This is a genomic window from Arthrobacter sp. UNC362MFTsu5.1 (assembly GCF_000685965.1).
In the GTDB taxonomy this organism is placed as follows: domain Bacteria; phylum Actinomycetota; class Actinomycetes; order Actinomycetales; family Micrococcaceae; genus Arthrobacter.
In genome coordinates this window covers 69,030-92,524 of sequence record NZ_JMLE01000020.1, presented here as the reverse complement: position 1 = coordinate 92,524, position 23,495 = coordinate 69,030, and the positions used below count along the sequence as shown (strand labels likewise).

At 66.9% G+C, this 23,495-nt stretch carries 25 protein-coding genes; 19 read left to right on the top strand and 6 right to left on the bottom strand.

Translation table 11 applies throughout. The features are described 5' to 3' along the window. The coding region (locus tag BS38_RS25535) for an HNH endonuclease signature motif containing protein (protein WP_043439096.1) at nucleotides 1–1,471 on the top strand (1,471 nt) is incomplete at its 5' end. Nucleotides 1,472–1,549: 78 nt separating this feature from the next. On the opposite strand, the gene BS38_RS0117480 is transcribed toward BS38_RS25535, so the two are convergent. Then, nucleotides 1,550–1,975 carry a GNAT family N-acetyltransferase gene (locus BS38_RS0117480; protein WP_028271974.1) on the bottom strand — a complete coding sequence of 142 codons (426 nt, stop codon included), beginning with the start codon at nucleotides 1,973–1,975 and terminating at the stop codon, nucleotides 1,550–1,552. A 148-nt stretch (nucleotides 1,976–2,123) separates the two neighbouring features. Here BS38_RS0117480 and BS38_RS0117475 point away from each other — a divergent pair, with 148 nt between their 5' ends. Further along, the gene (locus BS38_RS0117475) at nucleotides 2,124–2,711 is read left to right on the top strand and encodes a hypothetical protein (RefSeq protein WP_028271973.1); all 588 of its coding nucleotides are present in this window, start codon (nucleotides 2,124–2,126) and stop codon (nucleotides 2,709–2,711) included. 62 nt (nucleotides 2,712–2,773) lie between these two features. Here the strand turns inward: BS38_RS0117475 and BS38_RS25530 are convergent, their stop codons facing one another. After that, nucleotides 2,774–3,613, bottom strand: coding sequence for a DUF937 domain-containing protein (locus BS38_RS25530; protein ID WP_043439082.1), 840 nt, complete (start codon nucleotides 3,611–3,613; stop codon nucleotides 2,774–2,776). A gap of 244 nt (nucleotides 3,614–3,857) precedes the next feature. Here BS38_RS25530 and BS38_RS0117465 point away from each other — a divergent pair, with 244 nt between their 5' ends. From BS38_RS0117465 to BS38_RS0117435, 7 genes are all read left to right on the top strand, one after another. Next, nucleotides 3,858–4,841, top strand: a complete 984-nt coding sequence (locus tag BS38_RS0117465) for a bifunctional riboflavin kinase/FAD synthetase (protein ID WP_028271972.1) — start codon at nucleotides 3,858–3,860, stop codon at nucleotides 4,839–4,841. Between the two features lie 29 nt (nucleotides 4,842–4,870). Beyond that, entirely contained in the window at nucleotides 4,871–5,725 is an 855-nt protein-coding gene (gene kynA / locus BS38_RS0117460) for a tryptophan 2,3-dioxygenase (RefSeq protein WP_028271971.1), read from the top strand. Beyond that, a complete protein-coding gene (kynU, locus tag BS38_RS0117455) occupies nucleotides 5,722–6,966 on the top strand; it encodes a kynureninase (RefSeq protein WP_028271970.1) in 1,245 nt (414 codons plus the stop codon). Before kynA ends, kynU begins: the two co-directional genes overlap by 4 nt. Nucleotides 6,967–7,167: 201 nt before the next feature. Continuing rightward, on the top strand, nucleotides 7,168–7,437 hold the full coding sequence (rpsO, locus tag BS38_RS0117450; protein WP_028271969.1) for a 30S ribosomal protein S15: 270 nt from the start codon (nucleotides 7,168–7,170) through the stop codon (nucleotides 7,435–7,437). 246 nt (nucleotides 7,438–7,683) lie between these two features. Then, a complete protein-coding gene (locus BS38_RS0117445) occupies nucleotides 7,684–9,924 on the top strand; it encodes a polyribonucleotide nucleotidyltransferase (RefSeq protein ID WP_028271968.1) in 2,241 nt (746 codons plus the stop codon). Nucleotides 9,925–10,114: 190 nt separating this feature from the next. Beyond that, a complete protein-coding gene (locus BS38_RS0117440) occupies nucleotides 10,115–11,458 on the top strand; it encodes a M16 family metallopeptidase (protein ID WP_028271967.1) in 1,344 nt (447 codons plus the stop codon). Nucleotides 11,459–11,529: 71 nt separating this feature from the next. Then, complete coding sequence (locus BS38_RS0117435; protein ID WP_028271966.1) at nucleotides 11,530–11,991, top strand: DUF1579 family protein; 462 nt, start codon at nucleotides 11,530–11,532, stop codon at nucleotides 11,989–11,991. Between the two features lie 16 nt (nucleotides 11,992–12,007). On the opposite strand, the gene BS38_RS0117430 is transcribed toward BS38_RS0117435, so the two are convergent. Further along, nucleotides 12,008–12,289: a hypothetical protein gene (locus tag BS38_RS0117430; RefSeq protein ID WP_028271965.1), complete on the bottom strand. Its 282-nt coding sequence runs from the start codon at nucleotides 12,287–12,289 to the stop codon at nucleotides 12,008–12,010. A 116-nt stretch (nucleotides 12,290–12,405) separates the two neighbouring features. Here BS38_RS0117430 and BS38_RS0117425 point away from each other — a divergent pair, with 116 nt between their 5' ends. Further along, nucleotides 12,406–13,524 carry a helix-turn-helix transcriptional regulator gene (locus BS38_RS0117425; protein WP_028271964.1) on the top strand — a complete coding sequence of 373 codons (1,119 nt, stop codon included), beginning with the start codon at nucleotides 12,406–12,408 and terminating at the stop codon, nucleotides 13,522–13,524. 11 nt (nucleotides 13,525–13,535) lie between these two features. Here BS38_RS0117425 and BS38_RS0117420 read toward each other — a convergent pair whose 3' ends face one another. Further along, on the bottom strand, nucleotides 13,536–13,802 hold the full coding sequence (locus tag BS38_RS0117420; protein WP_028271963.1) for a MoaD/ThiS family protein: 267 nt from the start codon (nucleotides 13,800–13,802) through the stop codon (nucleotides 13,536–13,538). 4 nt (nucleotides 13,803–13,806) lie between these two features. Beyond that, the gene (gene moaA / locus BS38_RS0117415; protein WP_028271962.1) at nucleotides 13,807–14,928 is read right to left on the bottom strand and encodes a GTP 3',8-cyclase MoaA; all 1,122 of its coding nucleotides are present in this window, start codon (nucleotides 14,926–14,928) and stop codon (nucleotides 13,807–13,809) included. A 174-nt stretch (nucleotides 14,929–15,102) separates the two neighbouring features. Between moaA and BS38_RS0117410 the strand changes: the two genes are divergently transcribed. The 7 genes from BS38_RS0117410 (at nucleotide 15,103) to BS38_RS0117380 (ending at nucleotide 20,788) form a co-directional block, all read left to right on the top strand. After that, the gene (locus tag BS38_RS0117410; protein WP_028271961.1) at nucleotides 15,103–16,689 is read left to right on the top strand and encodes a molybdopterin-dependent oxidoreductase; all 1,587 of its coding nucleotides are present in this window, start codon (nucleotides 15,103–15,105) and stop codon (nucleotides 16,687–16,689) included. 120 nt (nucleotides 16,690–16,809) lie between these two features. Beyond that, a complete protein-coding gene (locus BS38_RS0117405; protein WP_028271960.1) occupies nucleotides 16,810–18,039 on the top strand; it encodes a molybdopterin molybdotransferase MoeA in 1,230 nt (409 codons plus the stop codon). Further along, nucleotides 18,027–18,521 carry a cyclic pyranopterin monophosphate synthase MoaC gene (moaC, locus tag BS38_RS0117400; RefSeq protein ID WP_028271959.1) on the top strand — a complete coding sequence of 165 codons (495 nt, stop codon included), beginning with the start codon at nucleotides 18,027–18,029 and terminating at the stop codon, nucleotides 18,519–18,521. The genes BS38_RS0117405 and moaC overlap by 13 nt, the downstream gene beginning before the upstream one ends. After that, a complete protein-coding gene (locus BS38_RS0117395; RefSeq protein WP_028271958.1) occupies nucleotides 18,518–19,042 on the top strand; it encodes a MogA/MoaB family molybdenum cofactor biosynthesis protein in 525 nt (174 codons plus the stop codon). The genes moaC and BS38_RS0117395 overlap by 4 nt, the downstream gene beginning before the upstream one ends. Further along, on the top strand, nucleotides 19,032–19,487 hold the full coding sequence (locus tag BS38_RS0117390; protein WP_028271957.1) for a molybdenum cofactor biosynthesis protein MoaE: 456 nt from the start codon (nucleotides 19,032–19,034) through the stop codon (nucleotides 19,485–19,487). Before BS38_RS0117395 ends, BS38_RS0117390 begins: the two co-directional genes overlap by 11 nt. Nucleotides 19,488–19,541: 54 nt before the next feature. After that, entirely contained in the window at nucleotides 19,542–20,300 is a 759-nt protein-coding gene (gene dapB / locus BS38_RS0117385) for a 4-hydroxy-tetrahydrodipicolinate reductase (protein WP_028271956.1), read from the top strand. 5 nt (nucleotides 20,301–20,305) lie between these two features. Next, nucleotides 20,306–20,788 carry a hypothetical protein gene (locus BS38_RS0117380; RefSeq protein WP_028271955.1) on the top strand — a complete coding sequence of 161 codons (483 nt, stop codon included), beginning with the start codon at nucleotides 20,306–20,308 and terminating at the stop codon, nucleotides 20,786–20,788. Here the strand turns inward: BS38_RS0117380 and BS38_RS0117375 are convergent. Next, nucleotides 20,785–22,020, bottom strand: coding sequence for a heparan-alpha-glucosaminide N-acetyltransferase domain-containing protein (locus tag BS38_RS0117375; protein ID WP_028271954.1), 1,236 nt, complete (start codon nucleotides 22,018–22,020; stop codon nucleotides 20,785–20,787). The two genes, BS38_RS0117380 and BS38_RS0117375, sit on opposite strands and share 4 nt — an antisense overlap. Nucleotides 22,021–22,087: 67 nt before the next feature. Here BS38_RS0117375 and BS38_RS25525 point away from each other — a divergent pair, with 67 nt between their 5' ends. Then, the gene (locus BS38_RS25525; protein WP_231511307.1) at nucleotides 22,088–22,498 is read left to right on the top strand and encodes a hypothetical protein; all 411 of its coding nucleotides are present in this window, start codon (nucleotides 22,088–22,090) and stop codon (nucleotides 22,496–22,498) included. Nucleotides 22,499–22,576: 78 nt separating this feature from the next. Then, entirely contained in the window at nucleotides 22,577–23,485 is a 909-nt protein-coding gene (gene dapA / locus BS38_RS0117365) for a 4-hydroxy-tetrahydrodipicolinate synthase (RefSeq protein ID WP_028271953.1), read from the top strand. Nucleotides 23,486–23,495 lie beyond the last annotated feature (10 nt).

The following is a 23,495-nucleotide window of genomic DNA, read 5'->3' as shown; positions in this document are numbered from 1 at the left end:
CGACGCTGCGGGGATGGGCTTCCGCGAAGCGGCTGACTTCGCGGCGATTGTCGAGGGTATTGCCCGGACGACGGAATACCTGCAAGTGGTTGCCGCCGGGTCCGTGGACCGGACCCGGCGGGAGGCCTCTGCTGCTGCACGGGCTGGCTCGGGGTCCGGGGTTGGTTGGACCACCGGGTGGGGTGAAGCGACCGCCGTGCACGGTCCCATCGACTGGGCCACCAGCGAAGCGGACACCAGCCCAAACGACACCAGCCAGGCTGCCAAAACGGCAGTGAGTGGCGAAGCTTCGGTCCCCGCGGAACCGGACCCTGCGGACGACGGCTGCCGGAACACCACCGAGTTCCTCCGTGCCCGGCTGCGGATCGGTGCCGGCGAAGCCCGCCGGCGGCTCGCCCTGGCCGAGGCGGTCCTGCCCCGCACCGGCATCACGGGACACACCCAACCACCGGAGCGGCCCGAACTCGCCGCCGCCGTCGCAGCCGGGACCGTCGCGTCCCGCTCCGCGACCATCATCACCCTCGCCCTGGACAGGGTCGGCCACCACGCGGATGCGGAAGTTGCCGGCCGGATGGAACACGCCTTGACCCGGGCCGCGGTGGAGCACGACACCGACTTCGTCGCCCGCGTCGCCAGGCAATGGACGGAGGCGATCGACCAGGACGGGTCCGAACCCACCGACACCGAACTCCGGCAACGTCAGGGTGTGTTCATCCGCCAGCCCCGCCGGGGACTCCAGCGGATGGAAATCTTCGCCACCACCGAGCAATCCGAGCACCTGCTGACGGCGATGAACACCGCCACCAACCCCCGCACCCAACCGGGTGAGGGCAGCGCCGGCGACAACAGCACCGGCGCCTTGGATGATCTGGACCAGCGGACCCGGCCGCAGCAGCTCCTGGACGGCCTCGTCGGCGCGGTCAAAGCAGGCCTGACCACAGGCGGCCTTCCTGCCGCTGGAGGGCTCCGGCCCCAGGTCATGGTCACCATCGACTACCGCGACCTCCTGGCCCGGCTGGAGAACCTCGAACACGGCACCGGCATCCCGGGGACGGGCTTATTCACGTTCACCGGCCCCGTCACCGCCGCCACCGTCCGCAAGATCGCCTGCGACGCCGACATCATCCCCGTCCTCCTCGGCAGCCAGGGGCGCATCCTCGACATCGGCCGCACCACCCGGGTCTTCCCGCCGCACATCCGAAAAGCCCTCGCCGCCCGCGACCAAGGCTGCGCCTTCCCGGGCTGCACCATCCCCACACCCTGGTGCGAAGCCCACCACATCACCTACTGGTCACACGGCGGAACCACCAGCACAGACAACGGCACCCTGCTCTGCAGTCACCACCACCACCTGATCCACAAAGAGCAGTGGCAAATCCACGTCAAAACCGGGATCCCCTGGTTCATCCCGCCACCCCACATCGACCCACGACAAATCCCGCGAAGAAACAACTACTTCCGACTCGAGTGAGGCGGCAGCGGTTCAAACCACGCGCTGTCGAGATCCCATGACGACTGCACGGGCCCGCCGCCCGGCCGGCATCCCGGACTACCGGAAGAGGGCGAACATCCTCAGCGGTTCCGGCCTGAAATCCGAGCCTTCTGTGAATCCGAGGGCCTCGTAGAACGCGCGTTGTCCAGGTTCGTTGTCCGTGATGAGCACCGTCTGCCGGACATGCCCGTACCTGGACTGGATGGCTTCCAGCATGGCCCGGCCGGCGCCGGAACCTTGAACTGCCGGGTGGACCAGGATGTCCTGTACGTAGCAGATGGTGGCGTCGTCCGAAATTCCGCGTGCCAGGCCGACGAGCTTTCCTGCCTCATTGCGGCAGGTCACCACAAAGCCTGATCCCTGGAGCGCGCGGAGGAGTACGGCGGGTTCAGCTGTGTAGCTGGTCCAACCCACGGATTCGTACAAGGCAATGACTTCCGCGTCGCAAAGGTCGCTGCTGTCGTGAACGCTGAACTCTGGCATCGGACCAGTGTTACATGGCCGAGGTTTGCAGCAGCAGGTCGGGGCAGTCTCCGACGGCGGCAGATTCAGCCGGGTGCTATCGTGGCAAATCGCGGTGCGCCGGCGTCAACGGACGGCAGAGTGCCGAGCAAAATAGGGGGAGCAGCCCGTGAAATCCATTCCGCCAATTCCAGCCCGGGTTCTGTTCTACGGCGTTACGGGTAGCGGCAAGTCTTCGGCCGCCCACGCTTATGCCGCTGCCTCCGGGCTCCCGGAGTTTTCCGCGGACGACGACATTGGCTGGCTTCCCGGCTGGCAGCAGCGCAGCGTCGAACAGCAACGCGAGATCGCAACGGACGTGGCGGCCCGCGATTCCTGGGTCCTGGACAGCGCCTACGGCGTTTGGCGCGACATCGTGGTACCCTGGGCGGAACTAGTCGTAGCGCTGGACTATCCCCGCTGGCTGTCGCTTGCCAGGCTGACCCGCCGCTCGGTACGCCGAGTCATCACCAGGCAGCCCGTCTGCAATGGAAACGTAGAAACGCTGGCGAGGCTCTTTGCGAAAGACTCGATCTTCTACTGGCATTTCAACTCATTTGCCAGGAAAAAGCGGGTCTTCAGGGCATGGCAGGCCGATCCGGACATGCCGCCGGTGCTGGTGTTTCGCAAGCCCAGGGAACTGGACAACTGGCTGACACAGGTGGCAACAGCCACGTCAGGGCCCGTGGATGCCACCGGAGAATCCGCCCGGCCCTAAATCCGGACCAGGCACGATGATGCTCCCGCACCACGATGGTGCGGGAGCATCAGGCCGCCAGGCTATTTCTTCCCGAAGAGCCCGCCCAACAGCCCGCCGAGCCCGCCGTCGTCGTTCTTTCGCTCCTCGGCGCGCTCACCGGTCTGGTCCTGGGTGCGCTCACCGGGGAGGTCGACGTCGATCAACTCGCCCGGAACGGGCGCACCGCCCTGCTGGATCGGCTGCCCCAGCGGACCCGTCGGAGCCTGCGGGGCCGGAGCCTGCGGGGCCGAGTCGTTGACGGTCTCCGGTACTACCGCATTGCTGGACTGCTGCCCGCCTTGGGCGTCTCCGCCGAAAATGCCCCCAAGGATGTCGCCGAGTCCGCCCTGCCCCGCGGCGCCGCCCTGCGAAGCGCCGCCAAGAATGCCACCCAGAATGCCGCCGAGATCGATGCCCCCGGGTCCGCCAGTGTTGCCGGAAGAGTCGCCGCCCGCAACGCCACCCGCATTCCGTCCGCCGAGGATCTTGTTGGCGAGGTAGGACATCACGATCGGCGCGAGAATGGGCAGGAGTTTCCGGACGAGGTCTCCGCCAACGCCGCCCAGGTTGGCCGTCCCTGCGAGCTGGCTGGCCACTTGGTCCTGCTGGCCGCCGAAAACATGGCTGACAATCTTCTCGCCGTCGGACGTGTCCACCTGCGAAACGTCCACACCGCCTGCAATGAGCCCGTCCTGGTGCTGGGCCAGTGCCGACTCCAGGGAGGCCGCACCCTCCGGCGCCTGTGCGTTGCTCTGCATGCCCGCAAGGAGGGTGGGCACCGCGGCCTCCACGGCGGCCTGGGCGGACTCCCGGTCCGTGCCTAGCAATCCGGCAATCTGGTCAACAGGAATCTGTTCCAAAATCTCGCGGATGTCAGTCATAGGACTCTCCTTCAGCCCGGCGGGCAGCGCGGGCATCGTTGGCTGCGGCGCGCAGTTGCGTCGCCGGATGCTGCCCTTGCATCCTAGTCCCGGGCGGGAGGCCGGGGAAGGAAAGGACGGGGCGGCGGAAGCCGGGGCCGGCATCGGCGTCGGTTAGCACAGGCAAATGCGGGTAATCTAGGAGAGTTCCGGGCCCGGCGCGGTTTTCGGACGAGTCAATGGCAGGCAGTAAAAGGCGAGGTTGATGGTCCACATCTGGAACGATCCGTCCGAGGTCCCCGCGGACTTCGGCCCTACCGTTGTCACGTTCGGCAATTTCGACGGGGTACACCGCGGGCACCAGCAGGTACTTTCCCAGCTGATCCGCACGGCCCGCCTCAACGGCGCGCGCGCTGTCGCAGTGACATTTGACCCCCACCCGGCACAGGTGCACCGGCCCGAGTCCGCACCGGAGCTCATCATGGGCCTCGAGGACAAGCTCGTTGCCCTCGGCGAGCTGGGGTTGGATGCCGTCCTGGTCATGAAATACTCCCTGGAGCTCGCCAGCCTGACACCTGAAGAATTTGTCTCCGGGGTCCTAGTCGACAGCCTCAAGGCCAGCCATGTGGTGATCGGCCATGACGCCCGCTTTGGCCGCGGCAACTCCGGCGACCTGTCCACCATGCAGGAACTGGGGGAGAAGTTCGGCTTTACCGTGCAGGTCATCAGTGAGTTCGGCTCCGAAGGGTTCCCCATCCACGACGACGGCGGTGAGGACCGCCGTTGCTCGTCCACCTGGGTGCGTGAGGCGCTGCGGGACGGAGACGTCACCACGGCGGCTGCCGTGCTGGGCCGCCCGCACCGGATGCGCGGAGAAGTGGTCCACGGCGCCGCCCGCGGCCGTGCGCTGGGTTTCCCCACCGCCAACCTGGCCTCCGAAGCCAGCGGCTACATCCCGGCCGACGGCATCTACGCCGGCTGGCTCGTGGACCAGGCCGGCACGAGGTGGCCGGCTGCCATCTCCGTGGGTTCCAACCCCACGTTCGACGGCGTGAGCCGGCAGGTCGAGGCACACGTCATCGACCGCCCGGAAGAACCGGTTGAGAACTTCGATCTGTACGGCCAGACAGTAGTGGTGGAGTTCGCGGCACGGCTGCGGGGCATGGTGGCGTACCGTGGGCCGGAAGCGCTCGTCGAACAGATGCGCCTGGACGTCGTCCAGGCCCACGACATCCTGTTCCGGCGCTGACCCCAGTCACTGGCAAGGAAGGCACCGCTGTGTCCGTTGAGAAGAACACGAGGAAACTGGAAAAGGACATCGTCCGGGATTTCAGTTCACGGATGAGCTACGCGTCGTACTTGCAGCTTCCCACACTGCTCAGTGCGCAGCAGCCGGTCAGCGATCCGGAGCACCACGACGAACTGCTCTTCATCATCCAGCACCAGACCACCGAACTGTGGCTGAAGCTGGTCCTTCACGAGCTGCGCAGCGCCGCGGCCTGGCTCCGCAGCGACGACCTCGGCTCCGCCCTGAAGGCGATTGCGCGCGTCAAGCACATCCAGAAGACCCTGACTGAGCAATGGTCCGTGCTGGCCACGCTGACGCCCACCGAGTATTCGCAGTTCCGCGGTTTCCTGGGCAACTCCTCCGGATTCCAGTCCAGCCAGTACCGGGCGGTGGAGTTCGTCCTCGGCAACAAAAACCGCAAGATGCTTCCCGTGTTCGAATCCGATCCCGAGGCCCACGAGCAGCTGCGCCACGTCCTTGAAGCGCCCAGCATCTACGACGAATTCCTGGCGTACCTCAACCGCCAGGGCTTCGCCATTCCTGCATCCCTGCTGGAACGCGACGTCACCAAAGCCCACGAATTCTGCCCCGAACTCGTCCCCGTGTTCAAGCACATCTACGAAAACGCGGCGGACAACTGGGGCGCCTACGAGGCATGCGAGGAACTCGTGGACCTGGAAGACAACTTCCAGCTGTGGCGGTTCCGGCATTTGCGGACGGTGCAACGGACCATCGGCATGAAGTCGGGCACCGGCGGCTCCAGCGGCGCCGCGTTCCTGCAGAAGGCCCTGGAACTGACCTTCTTCCCAGAACTTTTCGCCGTCCGGACGGAGATCGGCCAATGAGCACGGTTCACGGGACCCAGGACGCCCTGCTGCAGCGCGCCGTCGAGCTTGATGCCGCGGACCCGCTGGCCGGCTACCGCGACCACTTCGTCGGAACCGACACTGACCTGTCCTACCTGGACGGAAACTCACTGGGCCGCCCGCTCAAGCGGACCGTCACGGACATCAGCGCCTTTATCCAGGAGAACTGGGGCGGCCGGCTGATCCGCGGCTGGGACGAGGAATGGCTCGCCCTGCCGGAAGCCATCGGCGACCAGCTTGGCCGGGCGGTGCTTGGCGCGGCTCCCGGGCAGACCATCATCGCCGACTCCACCACCGTTGTCCTCTACAAGCTGGTCCGCGCAGCCCTCGCCGCCGTCAAGGACCCCGCCAGGACCGAAATCGTGCTGGACACGGACAACTTTCCGACGGACCGCTACCTCCTGGAAGGCATCGCCCGCGAAGAAGGACTGACGCTGCGTTGGATCGACGCCGATCCCGCCGCCGGCGTAAGCGTAGACCAGGTGCGGGAGGCAACAGGGCCGTCCACCGCCGTCGTGGTCCTGAGCCAGATCGCCTACCGCTCCGGCTACCTCGCCGACCTGCCGGCCATCACCGCTGCAGTGCACGACGCCGGCGCGCTGGTGGTGTGGGACCTGTGCCATTCGGCGGGGTCGGTGGAGATCGAGCTCGACGCCGCCGGCGTCGACTTCGCCGCCGGCTGCACGTACAAGTACCTCAACGGCGGGCCGGGCTCCCCGGCCTTCGCGTACATTAACGCCCGCCACCTGCCCGGGTTGAGCCAGCCGATCTGGGGATGGATGGGCCGCAAGGATGCCTTCGAAATGGCCGCCGGCTATGAGCCGGCTCCGGGGATCCGCGGATTCCTCAGCGGAACGCCGGCAATTTTCGGCATGATCGCCATGCGCGGCACCCTGGACCTGATCGAAGAGGCCGGCATGTCCGCGTTGCGGGAAAAGTCCCGGAAGCTGACGGCGTATGCCCTCGAACTCCATGATGCGTGGCTGGCTCCTGCCGGCGTGCAGCTGGCCACGCCGCGGGAGGCGGAGCAGCGGGGGAGCCACATCACTGTGGACCACCCGGACTTCCGCCAAATGACAGCAGAGCTCTGGGCCCAGGACGTCATCCCGGACTTCCGCGCTCCGCAAGGCATCCGCATCGGGCTGTCGCCGCTGAGTACATCCTTCACGGAGGTCTACCGCGGCGTTGCCGCGATCCGCGATCTGCTGGCGCGCGCGTAAGGGGCCGCCGTAGGCGGCCGCGGGGCAGGTTTCGACAAGATTGCGGCCGGGCCGGTAAACTAAACGTTGGATCCGGCTGCAGTCCGTGGCGGCTGGCTCTTGTCATGTAATGGAATCCCCGAATTTGCGGGGATTTCCGCGCAGGCACACCCGGCAGTGAATTACTGATTCGGGCCTCACGGCACATCTCTAGGAGTTATTGTGGCACTTGACGCCGCTGTAAAGCAGTCCATCATCAAGGATTTCGCAACGTCCGAAGGCGACACCGGTTCACCGGAGGTCCAGGTTGCAGTCCTGACTCAGCGGATCAAGGATCTCACTGAGCACATGAAGGAGCACAAGCACGACTTCCACACCCAGCGCGGTCTGCTGGCCATGGTTGGCCGTCGCAAGCGTATGCTCACCTACCTCAAGAACACTGACATTGCACGCTACCGTGCGCTCATCGAGCGCCTCGGCCTGCGCCGCTAGTCAGCTCCAAGGGGCGGCCCATCCCACCCGGACGGGCCGCCTCCTGCAGTACAAAAACTAAACAGGAGGATCAACCGCATCACGCATTCGCGGTCCTCGGTAGTGATTCCCGGGAACGGCTTCGAAGAGTGAAGCCCGGCCCGTGGGTCTCGATCGATGACCGGGTGCAGTGCAGGCCAGTAGACAGATGCTGGACTGGGTTGATGCGGCTGGACTTCCGTTAACCAAGAAACGGAGGTGACTCTCTTGGAGGGTCCCGAAATCCAGTTCTCAGAAGCCGTCATTGACAATGGCCGCTTTGGCAAGCGTGTAATCCGCTTCGAAACCGGCCGTCTTGCCAAGCAGGCAGCCGGCGCAGCCATGGTGTACATCGACGAAGACACCGCGCTGCTGTCCGCAACCACCGCCGGCAAGCACCCGCGTGAAGGTTTCGACTTCTTCCCGCTGACCGTTGACGTCGAAGAGCGTATGTACGCCGCCGGCCGCATCCCGGGTTCGTTCTTCCGCCGCGAAGGCCGCCCGTCCACCGAAGCCATCCTGGCTTGCCGCCTCATGGACCGCCCGCTGCGTCCGGCCTTCATCAAGGGCCTGCGCAACGAGGTCCAGATCGTCGTCACCGTCCTGGCGATCAACCCGGACGAGCTCTACGACGTCGTGGCCATCAACGCCTCGTCCATGTCCACCCAGCTCTCCGGCCTGCCGTTCTCCGGCCCGATCGGCGGCGTCCGCGTTGCCCTCGTGGCTGACGAGCAGGGCTCGCAGTGGGTTGCGTTCCCGAAGCACTCGCAGCTCGAGAACTCCGTATTCAACATGGTTGTAGCCGGCCGCATTGCCGGTGACGACGTCGCCATCATGATGGTTGAAGCCGAAGCGACCGACAACTCCTGGAACCTCATCAAGGAACAGGGCGCCACCGCTCCCACCGAAGAGGTTGTTTCCGAGGGCCTCGAGGCTGCCAAGCCGTTCATCAAGGCACTCTGCGACGCCCAAGCCGACCTGGCTGCCCGCGCCGCCAAGCCGACCGTCGAATTCCCGGTCTTCCTCGACTACGAGGACGACGTCTACGCCGCTGTTGAGGCTGCCGCTGCTGAGAAGCTTGCTGCTGTCTTCCAGATCGCTGACAAGCAGGAGCGCGACACCGCTTCGGACGAGCTCAAGGACGAAGTCACCTCTTCGCTCGCCGGCCAGTTCGAGGGACGCGAGAAGGAACTGTCCGCAGCGTTCCGCTCGGTGACCAAGCAGGTTGTGCGCCAGCGCATCCTGAAGGACCAGATCCGCATCGACGGCCGCGGCCTGACGGACATCCGCCAGCTCACCGCCGAGGTCGAGGTTCTGCCCCGCGTTCACGGTTCGGCTATCTTCGAGCGCGGCGAAACCCAGATCATGGGTGTCACCACGCTGAACATGCTGAAGATGGAACAGCAGATCGACTCGCTGTCGCCGGTAACGCGCAAGCGCTACATGCACAACTACAACTTCCCGCCGTACTCCACCGGTGAGACCGGCCGCGTGGGCTCGCCCAAGCGCCGCGAAATCGGTCACGGCGCCCTGGCCGAGCGCGCGCTCGTGCCCGTGCTGCCGTCCCGCGAGGAATTCCCCTACGCCATCCGCCAGGTGTCTGAAGCCCTCAGCTCCAACGGTTCGACGTCGATGGGTTCCGTCTGCGCCTCCACGCTGTCGATGCTCAACGCCGGTGTGCCGCTGAAGGCTGCCGTTGCCGGCATCGCCATGGGCCTGGTTTCCGACCAGGTTGACGGCCAGACCCGTTACGCAGCACTCACGGACATCCTGGGCGCCGAAGATGCTTTCGGTGACATGGACTTCAAGGTTGCCGGTACCTCCGAATTCGTCACGGCCATCCAGCTGGACACGAAGCTCGACGGCATCCCGGCCTCCGTTCTGGCCGCCGCCCTGAAGCAGGCACGCGAAGCCCGCCTGCACATCCTCGAGGTCATCAACTCCGCGATCGACACCCCGGACGAGCTCTCCGAGTTCGCTCCGCGTGTCATCGCGGTCAAGATCCCCGTGGACAAGATCGGCGAGGTCATTGGGCCCAAGGGCAAGATGATCAACCAGATCCAGGAAGACACCGGCGCGGACATCTCCATCGAGGACGACGGCACCGTGTACATCGGCGCCACCAACGGCCCGTCCGCCGACGCCGCACGCTCCGCGATCAACGCCATCGCCAACCCGCAGGTTCCGGAAATCGGCGAGCGCTACCTGGGCACGGTCGTCAAGACCACCACCTTCGGTGCCTTCATTTCCCTCACCCCGGGCAAGGACGGCCTGCTGCACATCTCCGAGCTGCGCAAGATCGCCGGGGGCAAGCGCGTGGACAACGTCGAGGACGTCGTCTCCGTGGGCCAGAAGATCCAGGTCGAAATCACCAAGATCGACGACCGCGGAAAGCTGTCCCTGTCCCCGGTTATCGCCGAGGAAGAAGGCGCTGAAAGCGCTGAGACCGTCGAGGCAGCCGCAGAGTAGTCTGCAACGCACTTCGTAGTCCAAGCACGACGGCGGGGCCGGTGGATCATCCACCGGCCCCGCCGCCGTTAAGCCGCGCCGCCTCGTAAAACCGGGCCCGTCCGCACCGCGCCCCTCCATGAGGTTCCGGGCGAGTGGTCCGCTGGTACGATGGCAGGCAGATTTGGCACCGTTTTCCTGAAAGGCCTTGATGACTGTCGTACCCCTGCCGCTGGTGCAGAACCATCCCGGAGACACCCTGATCCACGGAGCCGACGGCGGGTCCGTTGTTCGCCGGTCCGTGCTCCCCGGCGGTGTGCGTGTACTGACGGAGGCAATGCCCGGCCAGCGCTCCGCGACCATCGGTTTCTGGGTGGGCGTGGGTTCGCGGGACGAAGCCCACGGCCAGCACGGTTCCACCCACTTCCTGGAGCACCTGCTGTTCAAGGGCACCCGGCGGCGCACCGCCCTGGAAATCGCCTCCGCCTTCGACGAGGTGGGCGGGGAGTCCAACGCCGCTACGGCGAAGGAAAGCACGTGCTACTTCGCCCGGGTCCTGGACACTGACCTGCCGATGGCCATCGACGTCATCGCGGACATGATCACCGGCGCTGTCCTGGATCCGCAGGAGATGGAGCAGGAGCGGGACGTCATCCTTGAGGAAATCGCAATGGACAGCGACGACCCCACGGACGTCGCCCACGAGCATTTCGTCGCGGCGGTGTTGGGAACCCACCCGCTGGGACGCCCGATTGGCGGGACCCCGGAAGCCATCCGGGCCGTTGCCCGCGATTCCGTCTGGGACCACTACCGCCGCTACTACCGTCCGGACGAGCTGGTCATCACCGCCGCCGGCGGACTGGACCACGACGTCGTCTGCGGACTTGTGGTGGAAGCGCTCCAGCAGGCGGGCTGGGCGCTGGAGCCCGGTGCCGCTCCCGTAGAAAGGCGCTCCACCGATCGGGCCGAAATTACCGGCACGGCCGGACTCCATGTGGTGAAGCGGCCCGTTGAGCAGGCGAACATCATCATGGGGTGCCCCACGATCGTTGCCACGGACGGCCGCCGCTATGTCATGAGCGTGCTCAATGCGGTGCTGGGCGGCGGCATGTCCTCCCGGCTGTTCCAGGAGGTTCGCGAGAAGCGCGGCCTGGTGTATTCCACATACTCCTTTGCATCGTCTTACGCCGATGCCGGCTACTTCGGCATGTATGCGGGGTGCACACCGTCGAAGGTCCGCCAGGTGATTGAGCTCCTGGGCGCCGAACTGGACAAGCTGGCAGAGCACGGCATTTCCGACGACGAACTCAAGAAGGCCGTGGGCCAGCTCTGCGGCGGGATCGTCCTGGCGCTCGAGGACACCGGATCGCGGATGTCCAGGCTGGGACGGGCCGAGCTCGTGTCCGGCGAATACCAGGACATCGAGGAGACGCTCCGGCAGATCAAGAGCGTCACCGTGGAACAGGTGCGCGAGCTGGCGCGGGAACTGGCTGCAGCGCCCCGGACGGTAACGGTCGTGGGTCCGTTCGAAGAAGGCGAAACCTTCGGCCTCTAGGCCGGGCCCCTGAAACTGGACAAGTCCACGCGCGGGCGTGATGATGAAGCCGGGGCCACACTGGAGGAACTATGGACCGCCTGCACCCGGGGACTGCACAGCAAGAGCTGCACGCTTTCCTCGGGCATTGGACCGGGACCACACGCATCGAGGCGACGCAACGAAGGCCTGCACGGACAGCAGCTGCTGAATTGACCTTCGCCACGGCTGCCGGCGGGTATGCGGTGCTGCAAAGCTACCGCCACACGGAAAATGACGGGATCCGTTTCGAGCGGCATGGCATGTTCACCATGGACGCCGACCACCCGGATACTGTCTGGTACCACGTGGACAGCGTGGGACTGCCGCGGGAAGCCCCGACGCGCTGCAGCCTGCACAACGGAGTACTCACCGTGGAGCGCCGCAACGGACGGGACACGTCCCGGCACACCTTCCGGGTGGACGACGGCGTGCTGACGCACACTTCCGAAGTCCGCCTTGCGGAAGCCGCGGCCTTCACTCCTTTCATGACCTCCGTCTGCCGCCGCACTTGAGGCCCCTCCGGTAGCCTCAGCCTGCTGACTCCAGGATGCGGGTTTTCGGAGCACCTTGGAGGGCAAGGGCGGCCGCGGGGGAATTCCACACCTTTTGCTGAAGGCTGGCCAGCAGGGCCTCGGCCTGCTCCCGGGTCCCCAGATCAAGCTCAACCACTACGTAGTGTGGATCGTCTACCGGCCGGCTGATCCGGTGCGCGGTCACGCCCGAAGCCGCGCGGTTTACCGGATCCCGGTCGAAAGCCGTCTTCCACAGGCCAAAATCCTTGATTCCGTGCTCTATCTGCAGGGTGTACATCACAGACTCTCCTTCCGGTTGGCTGTCCCGTGGTTAGGGATGCTTCACGCTAGGCCCGGCCGGTCGGAGCGCGGTATCCCAGAATTCTGGGCGGGTCCGCGGGCCATACTGTTTCCATGACCACGAATTGGGCGGTGAGCCGGAGCCTGGACAGAATCGGTGGGCTCTGCCGTGAGTCCTTGGAGGACCACGGCTTGCGGGCAGCGCTCTTGGCCGAGCTGGGCAGCATCGTTCCGTTCAGGTGGTTTGCATGGCCCCTGACCGACCCCGGGTCCTGCACCGGCATCTCACCGATGGCGCGCATTCCCTGCCCGCAGGAACTGCCCGCCCTGATCAGGCTGAAGTACATAACGGCACCGGGCCGCTGGACGTCGCTGCTAGCGGGCGGCCGGGCTGCAGTGACGCTGCGAACGGCAACCGGGGGAGACCCGGTGCGAAGCCCGCTGTGGAACGGTGTCCTCCGCCGGTACGGCGTAGCGGACGTCCTGTCCACCGTGTTCGCCGACGGCCACGGCTGCTGGGGCTGGCTCGACCTGTGGCGGACGGCCGACGACGGACCATTCACCGAACGCGAAACGATGCACCTGGCAGCGGCCGCGCCCGTCATCGCGGCGGGCCTGCGGCGAAGCAGGGCAGCGCAGATGAGGCGGGATGCCCAAACACGCCGCGACCCGCCGCCGACGTTCGGGCTGCCCCAACAAGCGGTGCTCACACTGGACACCGAGCTGACCGTAACAAGCCGAAGCGCCTCGGCCGGCGACTGGCTTGGCCTGTTGCAACCGGGGCCCAGCCCCTACGAGGCCATACCGGCCGAGGTCTACAACGTGGCGGCCCAACTCCTGGCCGTCGAGGCCGGGGTGGACTCCCACGCGGCGTCCGCCAGGGTCCCGATCGGCCTGGGCCGGTGGGCTGTCCTGCGGTCATTCCGCCTGGATGCCGGAACAGATCCGGCAGCGAGGCTGGCTGTGACCATCCAGGAGTGCCCGGCAGGGGAGAGGCTCGACGTCTTCGCCCGGTGCTTTGGCCTGACGCCGCGGCAGCGCAGCATTCTTGAGCTCGCCGCGGGCGGACTGGACACTGCGGCGTTGGCAGCAGCCCTGGGCATCAGCCCTTACACGGTGCAGGACCAGTTCAAACTGGTTTTTGCGGCATGCGGGGTACGGAGCAGGAACTCCTTGCTGGCTTTGGCCCTCGGCACCGAACACGGCCCTCACGTCGGGCCGCCGAATCCCTAGCCGCTGAATCCCTACCCGCCGGCAAACGGCGGAAGCACGTCCACCACGTCGTTCGGTCCCAGGACCACGGACCGGTCGCGGACGGCCACTTCGTTGAGCAGGAAACTGCTTCGCGAAAGAAGCCTCCCAAGGGGAGGCGTGCCGGCGGGCGGAGCCGGCCGGTCGACGTCGAGCACGGCGCATAACAGCGATTCCATGGTGGAGCCGGCCGGAAGCTCAAAGCGTTCCTCTTCCACCCCTGCCGCCGCGCGCGCGGCAGCGAAGTAACGTACGTTCAATGCCTTAGCCTCCGATGGCGCTCATGCTGCGGTCCGGCTGGACAAAGTCCGGGGCGTCCAGTCCGACGTGGTCCATGCCGTGGGCCTTGGGCTTGAGCCACATGGCGTCCTGCCAGCGTTCGGCGAGCTGCTGGTCAGTGGCACCCTCGCGCAGCAGCCCCAGCAGATCGAATTCTTCGCGTGAGAACAGGCAGCTCATGATCTTGCCCTCGGCCGTGATCCGGGTGCGCTTGCAGTCCGAGCAGAACGGCTCGGTCACAGAGGCGATGATTCCCACCGTGCCCAGCACGGGGCCGGTTGCGTCAGCGGATCCCGGCGTCCGGCGTCGTACCTCGAAGCGTTCCGCCGGGGCGCCGTCTCGGTCCCTGGGATCGGCGCTGAGCACATAATCGACGGACAGGAGTTCGCGGATTTCGGCGGCGGTGACCATGTTCCGGCGGGTCCACCCGTGGTCGGCGTCCAGCGGCATTTGTTCAATGAAGCGGAGTTCGTACCCGCGGTCCAGCGCCCAGGCCAGCAGGGACGGGGATTCGGCGTCGTTTATTCCCCGCATCAGCACGGCGTTGAGCTTCACGGGACCGAGTCCGGCTGCCCACGCGGCATCCACGCCGGCGAGGACCTTGTCCAGGAAAGGCCTGCGGGTCAGTTTGGTGAACGTTTCCTCGTGCAGGGAATCCAGCGAAACGTTGATCCGGGAAAGTCCGGCGGCTTTCAGCCCCGCTGCCTTCTTGTCCAGGCCGACGGCGTTCGTGGTCATGGAAATCGGCAGCTGCGGGTGGGCCTTGCGCAGGGCGGAAATGATGTCGAGCAGGTCCGCCCGGACCAGGGGTTCGCCGCCGGTGAGGCGCAGTTCGCGCACGCCCAGCAGGTCGACGCCGATCCGTACTATCCTGACGATTTCCTCGGCGGACATCACGGCCTGCTTGGCCAGCCACTCGAGGCCTTCGGCCGGCATGCAATAGGTGCAGCGCAGATTGCATTTGTCCGTCAGGGACAGCCTCATGTCCGTGGCGCGGCGTCCGTAGCGGTCCATGAGGCCCGCAGGCGTGCCCGCCGGCCGCGACGGCACCACCGGATCCGAACCTGCCCCCTCCCGGGGTTGCGGCATACCAAGCTGAACACTCATAAATTCAGGCTACGCCACGTTGGGGCCAACCATCACGCCCGTGACACCGGCGGATCTCACGGAATCCCGGCGGATCGCCACTGAAGCCGGAAAAGGCGCCCCGCGCGAGTGCCCCGAACCTATGCTGGAGTAGTGAATAAGTCCCAGTCGGCAACAGTCCGGCTCCCGGCAGGCATGCCGGCATCAGCCGCGGCAAGGTGGGCCGCTGCCGCCGGTGTTGTGGCCGTGGCCGCGGGAGTGGTGGTCGGCGAGCTTGTGGCGGCCCTCGTGAGCCCGGCGCTGTCGCCCATGACGGCCGTTGGCGGTGCCGTGATCGACGCCGTTCCGCCAGCCGTCAAGGACTGGGCGGTCTCGGCGTTCGGTACCGCGGACAAGTTGGCGCTGCTCGTCGGCATGGGGCTGGCCATTGCGGCGCTGGCTGCACTGGCCGGCCTCCTGGAATGGCGCCGCCGCTACGCCGGGTTTGCGGTCATCTCCATCTTTGGCGTTGTGGGCCTCGTGGCGGTCCTGGGCCGCGCCCAGGCGTCCGGCAACGCCATGGTGCTGCCCCTGCTTGCCGCGGCAGCCGCAATCCTGGTGCTCCGGTGGCTGATGTCGCGCCTTCGCGACTGGGACGCGGCTTCAGCGGCCGCGCCAGCGGCTTCAGCCGCCGCGCCAGCGCCTCCAGCCGCCGCGGCGTCACCTGCCCAGGCCGGCCGGCGCCGGTTCCTGCAAGCACTTGGCGGAGGGGCCGTCGTCGCGGCAGTTGGCGGAGGGCTTGCCACAGCGTTGCGAGGAGCCGCTGCCGGAGTCAGCGAATTCCGCAGCAAGCTTGCCCTGCCGGCCGCCGCGTCTCCGGCTCCGCCGGTTCCGGCGGGCGCTGCGCTGAACCTTGACGGCATCAGTCCGCTGGTGACTCCCAACCGGGACTTCTACCGGATCGACACCGCCCTCACGGTTCCGGCAGTGGACCCCGACTCCTGGGTCCTCAAGGTCACGGGCATGGTGGAGCGGGAGATTGAACTGGATTTCGCCACGCTGCTGTCCAAGCCCATGATTGAACGCCACGTGACCATCGCCTGCGTCTCCAACGAAGTGGGCGGCGACCTGATCGGCAATGCGCTGTGGCTGGGATGGCCGGTCCGCGAACTGCTGGCCATGGCAGGGCCGCGGAGCGGTGCGGACATGGTGCTGTCCCGCAGCAAGGACGGCTGGACGGCCGGCACACCGCTGGAGGTCCTCACCGACGACCGCGATGCCTTGATCGCCGTCGGGATGAACGGCGAGCCGCTGCCTCTCGAGCACGGCTTCCCGGTGCGGCTTGTGGTGCCGGGCCTGTACGGCTATGTTTCCGCCACCAAGTGGCTTACTGGGCTCAAGGTGACCAGGTTCGCTGACGACGTCGGCTATTGGACGCCCCGCGGCTGGAGCGAACGCGGACCCATCAAGACGTCCTCGCGCATCGACGTTCCGCGCTCCGGCCGCCCGGTTCGTGCCGGAACGGTGGCCTTCGGCGGCGTCGCGTGGGCCCAGCACACCGGCATCGGCAAGGTGGAACTTCGCGTCAACCGCGGCCCCTGGCAGGCGGTGGAACTTGCGCCCGGCATATCCCGGGACACGTGGTACCAGTGGCAGCTGTCGGTGCCCCTGACGCCCGGGCAGTACGAGATCCAGGTCCGGGCCACGGACCTGAACGGTGCACCGCAGATCGAAGACCGTGCCCGGGTGGCTCCGGACGGCGCCACCGGATTCCACACCATTAGAGTTGACGTGACGCCGTAACGGGCCGAACGTTTCGCGGGAACGACCGCAGCGGCGGAACGCCGCAGTGAACCCGACGCCGCAGTGAAACCGACAACGCAGTGAACCCGACAACAACGCCCGGACCAAGGTAAGGAACGCATGCACCGCACCGACGACGGGCATCAGGCCCGCACTGTGGAGGCCCACCGCGACACCGTGCGGGAGCTGCTGGCCCACCTCCCCGGAACCGGCCGAACCGAAGAACTGCCGCTCCTGGCGGCGCTGGGGCGCGGGCTGGCTGCGGATATCCCCGCTCCCGTGGACCTGCCGCCGTTCGACAACTCCCAGATGGACGGCTTTGCCGTCCGCAGCAGTGACATTGCCGACGGCGGGGCGAACCTCACGGTGGTGGCGCCCATCCCGGCCGGTGCCACCGCGGCCGCCCTGGAGCCGGGCACGGCCGCCCCCATCATGACCGGCGCCATGATTCCCCCCGGAGCCGACGCCGTCGTGCCCATTGAGAGGGCCGTTCCCGATTCCTTCCCGGACCCCGGAACGGCGGCCACGGTCCGGCTGCCGGCAACGGAGCCGGGCACCTACGTCCGGAACGCGGGCAGCGATATCCGCTCAGGGGAGCTGGCGCTCGCCGGCGGAACGTTCCTGGGCCCGGGCCAGCTGGGGCTCCTGGCGGCACTGGGCATCACCGGGGTCAGCGTGCACCGGAAGCTGAAAGTGCTCCTCGCCACCACGGGGGACGAAGTGGTGGAACCCGGCGGCACGCTGGCACCCGGCAAGATCTACGACGCCAACGGCACGCTCCTGGAAGCAGCCATGAGCCAGGCCGGGCTGGATGTCCAGCGGGCAGCGATCTCAACGGACAGTCCGGAGGAACTCGCCGCCATGCTGCGGGAGCGCGCGCCCGACGTGGACCTGATCGTCACCACTGGCGGCGTCAGCAAGGGCGCCTACGAAGTGGTCCGGCAGGCCACGGCGGACCAGGACGTGGAATTCCTGCATGTGGCCATGCAGCCCGGCGGCCCGCAGGGAATCGGGCGGTTCGACGGGGTTCCGTTCATCGGCTTCCCGGGTAACCCGGTCAGCTGCCTGGTCTCCTTCGAGATATTCCTCCGTCCGGTCCTCAGCTCTTTGTTCGGGGCGCCGGCGCCGAGGCCTGCCATCCGGGCCCGGCTGGCGGAGCCGGTGGAGTCACCCGCGGGCAAGCACCAGGTCCGGCGCGGAACCCTCCTGCCGGACGGCACGGTCCGGCTGGAAGGCGGTGCAGGATCGCACCTGGTCCATGCCCTCGCCAGCTCCAACGCCCTCATCCATGTCCCGGTGGGGACTTCTGCGCTCGCCGCGGGCGCAGAAGTGGAAGTATGGACGCTGTGAACACTGAAGACAATGCTGCCGGGCTGACGCATCTGCGCCGTGACGGAACAGCGCAGATGGTTGATGTTTCCGGCAAGGCCGAGACCACGCGGGAGGCCACAGCCACCGCCACGGTCCGCACCACCGCGGAGGTGCTCGCCCTCCTGGGCGCGGGCGACCTGCCGAAGGGCGACGCTTTGGCGGTGGCCCGCGTGGCAGGAATCATGGCCGCCAAGAAGACCCCCGAGCTCATCCCGCTGTGCCATCCGCTGCCCATCTCCAAGGTCACCGTTGACTTTGAACTGGGCCGCGATTCGGTCCTGGTGCTGGCCACCGTCAAGACACGGGGCGTGACCGGCGTCGAAATGGAAGCCCTCACAGCAGCATCGGTGGCGGCACTGAGCGTGTACGACATGATCAAGGCAGTGGACAAGCACGCCGTTTTGACCGATATCAGGGTGCTGGCCAAAAGCGGCGGCAAGAGCGGGGACTGGACAGCATGAGCAGCTTTGGACAGCAGCCCGAACCGCACCGCCACGGAGAGGCCACCGGCCGGAAGGCCGGCGTCGTTATTGCCTCCAACCGGGCCGCTGCGGGCATCTACCGCGACGAAACCGGTCCGGTGATCACCGACTGGCTGACGGAGCACGGCTTCGAGACGTTCCCGGCCATGGTGGTGCCCGACGGTGAGCCTGTGGGCGCCGCGCTGCGCGCCCTCCTCACGCAGCACCCCGCGGTCATCATCACCAGCGGCGGGACCGGACTCAGCCCCGATGACCTGACCCCTGAGATGACGGTGCCCCTGCTGGACCGCGAGATTCCGGGGATCATGGAGGGTATCCGGCAGGCCGGCCTGTCGAAGACGCCCATGGCGATGCTGAGCCGCGGACACGCGGGCGCGGCGGGTCGGACGTTCATCGTTAATCTTCCCGGATCACCCAAGGGAGTCATGGACGGCCTGGGCGTGCTTGATCCGGTCATCACCCACCTGTGCGACCAACTGGAAGGCAGCCATGAGCACTGAAACCGGATTCGAGATCGTGAACGCCGTGTTGAGCGCGGAGCCCATCTCCGTGGCGCAGGCTATCGCCGCTGTGGAATCGGACACGGCGGGCGCCGTGGTCAGCTTCAGCGGAGTGGTCAGGAACCACGACGGCGGCAAGCCCGTTGAGCGGCTCAGCTACAGTGCGCATCCCACCGCCCACCAGGTGATGGCCGACGTCGTTGCCCGGCTGGTGGCCGAACATGCGGGCGACGGCGGCGAAACAGTGCGGATCTGGGCCGCGCACCGGGTGGGCATGCTGGAAATCGGCGACCCCGCACTGGTGTGCGCCGTGTCCGCCTCGCACCGCGGCCAGGCGTTCGACGTGTGCTCGGAGCTCGTTGACCGGATCAAGGCGGAGGTGCCCATCTGGAAGGAACAGTTCTTCAGCGACGGGACCGTCGAATGGGTCGGGGCCGGGGCCTAGTAACCTCCCGTCCCGGTTCATCCGGGCGGCGGGCCCGACGGTAGGGTTAAGTCCATGACCGAACAACTTGCCGTCGCCGTCCTGGGCGCGAACGGGCGCATGGGCGCCGAGGCCGTGAAAGCCGTGGAAGCGGCCCCCGACATGAAGCTCGTAGCGGCCCTCGGACGCGGTGATTCCCTGGAGCAGCTGGTGGACGCCGGCGCCCGCGTTGTGGTGGACCTGACGGTCCCGGAAAGCACCGAAGCGAACGTCCGCTTCGCCGTCGAACACGGCATGCACGCCGTCGTCGGCACCACCGGCTGGGACGCCGGCAGGCTCGGCGAACTGGAGGAACTGCTGGGCCGCAGCGCCGGAGTGGGCGTCCTTATTGCCCCGAACTTTGCGCTCGGTTCCGTGCTGGCATCGGCGTTTGCCGCCAAAGCCGCCAAATACTTCGAATCCGTGGAAGTCATCGAGCTGCACCACCCGGACAAGGTTGACGCGCCCTCCGGCACCGCGGTCCGCACCGCACAGCTGATCGCAGCCGAACGCGCCGCCGCCGGCATCGGCGCCAGCCCGGACGCCACCACCACAGAACTGGCCGGTGCCCGCGGCTGCGATGTGGACGGCATCCGCGTCCACAGCGTGCGCCTCCGCGGCCTGGTGGCCCACCAGGAAGTCCTCCTCGGCGGACCGGGGGAGCAGCTGACCCTGCGCCACGACTCCTTCGACCGGGCTTCGTTCATGCCCGGCGTGCTGCTGGGCGTGCGGAACGTGGCCGGCCACCCAGGACTGACCGTGGGCCTGGACGGCTACCTGGACCTCGGGGTCTGACGGCAATGGGCAATGTCCTCACCGGACTGAAGAAGAACCGCACCAAGATCTGGGTCGGCGCGGTGACGCTCCTGCTGGTCTTCTATTTGGTGGTGTCCTTCCAGCGGTCCGTGCTGCTACTCACCGACCCCAACCCCGTGGCAAAAGCCATTGGCGCCGCCTACCTGGTCCTGCCGGCCATTGGCGCCTGGGCGCTGGTCCGTGAACTGCTTTTCGGCGCCCGGACGGAACAGATGGCCAAGGTCCTTGAAGCCGAAGGCGGCCTGCCGGTCGACAACCTGCAGCGCACACCCGCCGGCAGGATCGTGCGGGAATCGGCAGACGCCGAGTTTGAGAAGTACCGCACCGAAGCCGAAGAAGCGCCGGACGACTGGCGCTCCTGGTTCCGGCTGAGCTGCGCCTATGACGCCGCCGGCGACCGCAAACGCGCCCGGGCATCCATGCGTGATGCCCTGAAGCTGTTCCGCGGGGGCAACAAGACCGCCTAGCGGATTCCCGCCCGCTGGTAGCGGCCCACCTCGCTGGCGGCGTGCGCCACCCATTCCAGCGGGCCCCTCCAGTTCAGTGCCGCCAGCGAGCCTCCGATGAGGACGGCGGTCAGGGCCTGCGCCGCATAGACACCTTCCGGTGTCCATCCCGCCGGCAGCGGCTGCAGGTACATGGCGGCCACCAGGCACACATGGGCCGTGTACAGGGTGAGGGTCATGGCCCCTGCGCCCCGCAGGGGGAGCAGGAGGTCCAGCGCGAGCCAGTCGCCCAGCCTGCCCAGCAGCAGGCAGGCGCCCACTACAGCGGCGGCGACGGCTGACGTATGGAGCAGGTCCAGCGATGTGCCCGAATGCGGTGCGCTGCTGGCCAGCCACCACCAGGAGCCCGATTGCTCCACCCCGGCAAGGTTCACCTGCAAAAGGCTGTCCAACGGGTAGCGGGGGTCCGCGAGCTGGGCCTGCAGCGCCTCCTTGCCGCCCCACGCATCCATCGTCAGCACTCCCAGCCACTTGGCCAGCACGGCCACCACGGTGCCGCCGGCCAGCAGCAGCACCTGGACGGCCATCCTGGTCAGTGCCAGCCGGCCGATCACCAGCCCGATCAGCAGGTAGCTCAGCCATTGCAGGACCGGGTAGTAGCCGGTCAGGAAGATGTCCCCCAGCAGGCGCCCGGGAGTGGTGAGATCGTCCCAGTTGGGGTTGTGGCCCAGCTGGAGCGGCGGGGTAGGGGCAAGCAGCCACGGCCGCAGCAGGTAGGCCAGCACGGGCGAGCCCAGCACCCAGCCGGCAGCCAGTGCGCAGAGCGGCTTGATGCTGAGCCCGATGAACGGGAGGACGCACAGGAACAGCACGGCGTAGTGGACCAGGATCACCGCGACGTTCACGTCCAGCCCGCCGAGGAAGAGCCCGACGACGGCGATCACCAGGGCGCGCAACGCTATGCCGCGGCGTGCGCCGCTCAGCTCCTGGCCCTGGGGCGGATGCTGCTTTCCGGTGGACAGGGCGAGGCCGATACCGGCCAGGACGGCAAACAAAGCGGCTGCCCGCCCCGAGAACGCCAGGCCGATCCACGTGGGCGTCAGCTGCGCATTGGCTTCGAACGTGGGAAGCAGGTGCGTGGCCATCATGCCGAGCAGCGCCAGCCCCCGGGCAGCATCGATTCCGGTGAGTCGGGTCGTCTTGGTGGTGCCTTTGGCAGTCCGCGAGGGTGAAGCAGTGCCACGGGAGGTCATGAGCCGATCGTCTCATATCCGGCTGGAAGCCCTTGCGTTCGAATATATGTTCGAATACCATCGATCCATGAACAACGCACCGGAACGCCAAGCGCATGAAGGCAGGGCGCCTCAAAGCAGTGCGCCTCAAGGCAGGGCACCTCAAAGCAGGGCGCATCAGGACGCTGCTGCGGGCCCGCTCAAGGCGATGAGCCCGGGTGTGGTGGACTATCTCTTCCGCCAGCTTGTGGCGGGAGAACCCGCCGAGGATGTCCAGTGGGGCAGTGAAGGTGTCGCACTCTCGGCCCAGCCGCCCGGCGCCGAACTGGCGCGCAGGCTCTCCGAATGTGACGTTGATGCCCTCACGCCCACGGAACTCTTCCACTACGTCCGGGCCGCCCAGCGGCTGGCTACGTGGGCAGAGTCGCTCCGGGAAGACGCCGTGGGCCGCTACTGCGGCGCACCCCGGCAGGGGCACGTCCGCAGCCCCCAAGAGTGACCCGCCCGGGCCGAATTTGACGATCGTCACGCCGCCGCCATTGTCCTAACAAGGCGGGGACGGGGTAACGTTTTTCCTATGGCTGAGACTTCCGCGAATAACCCTGCATTTGGCACCCTCCTGACCGCAATGGTCACGCCGTTTACCGAGGACGGCAAAGTGGACTACCAGCAGGCGGCGGAACTGGCCGTGAAGCTTGTCGATGACGGCTGCGACGGACTGGTCGTCACGGGAACCACGGGCGAAACCTCCACCCTCACCGACGAGGAGAACGTGGGCATGTTCCGTGCGGTCAAGGACGCTGTCGGCGGCCGCGCCGCGATCATCGCCGGCACCGGAACCAACGACACCGCACACTCCGTCCACCTGTCCAAGCAAGCAGCCGAGGTCGGCGTCGACGGACTGTTGATCGTCACCCCGTACTACAACAAGCCCAGCCAGGCCGGTGTGCGCGCCCACTTTGAGACGATCGCCTCCGCCACCGACGTTCCCGTGATGCTCTATGACATCCCCGGTCGTTCCTCCATCCAGATTGCTCCGGAGACGATGATCCGCCTCTCCGAGCACCCGAACATCGTTGCCGTCAAAGATGCCAAGGCCGACTTCGCCGCCGCCACCCGCGTCATGGCGAACACCGACCTCCTCTTCTACTCCGGGGACGACGGACTGACCCTGCAGTGGATGGCGCTGGGCGCCGTCGGGCTCGTGGGCGTCACCACGCACGTTGCCACCCGCCGGTTCCGCGAGCTGATCGACGCCGTCAACGCGAACGACCTCGGCACCGCGCGGAAGATCAATTTTGAACTTGAACCTGTTATCCGGGCCACGATGACCCGCGTGCAGGGGGCCGTAGCGGCCAAGCAGATTCTTAAATGGCAGGGAGTCCTGCCCAACTCGGTTGTCCGTTTGCCCCTCGTGGAGCCGGACGAAGCCGAGATCGCAATCATCCGCGAGGATTTGGCGGAAGCAGGAATGGTCTTTTCCTGATCGGCAAAGA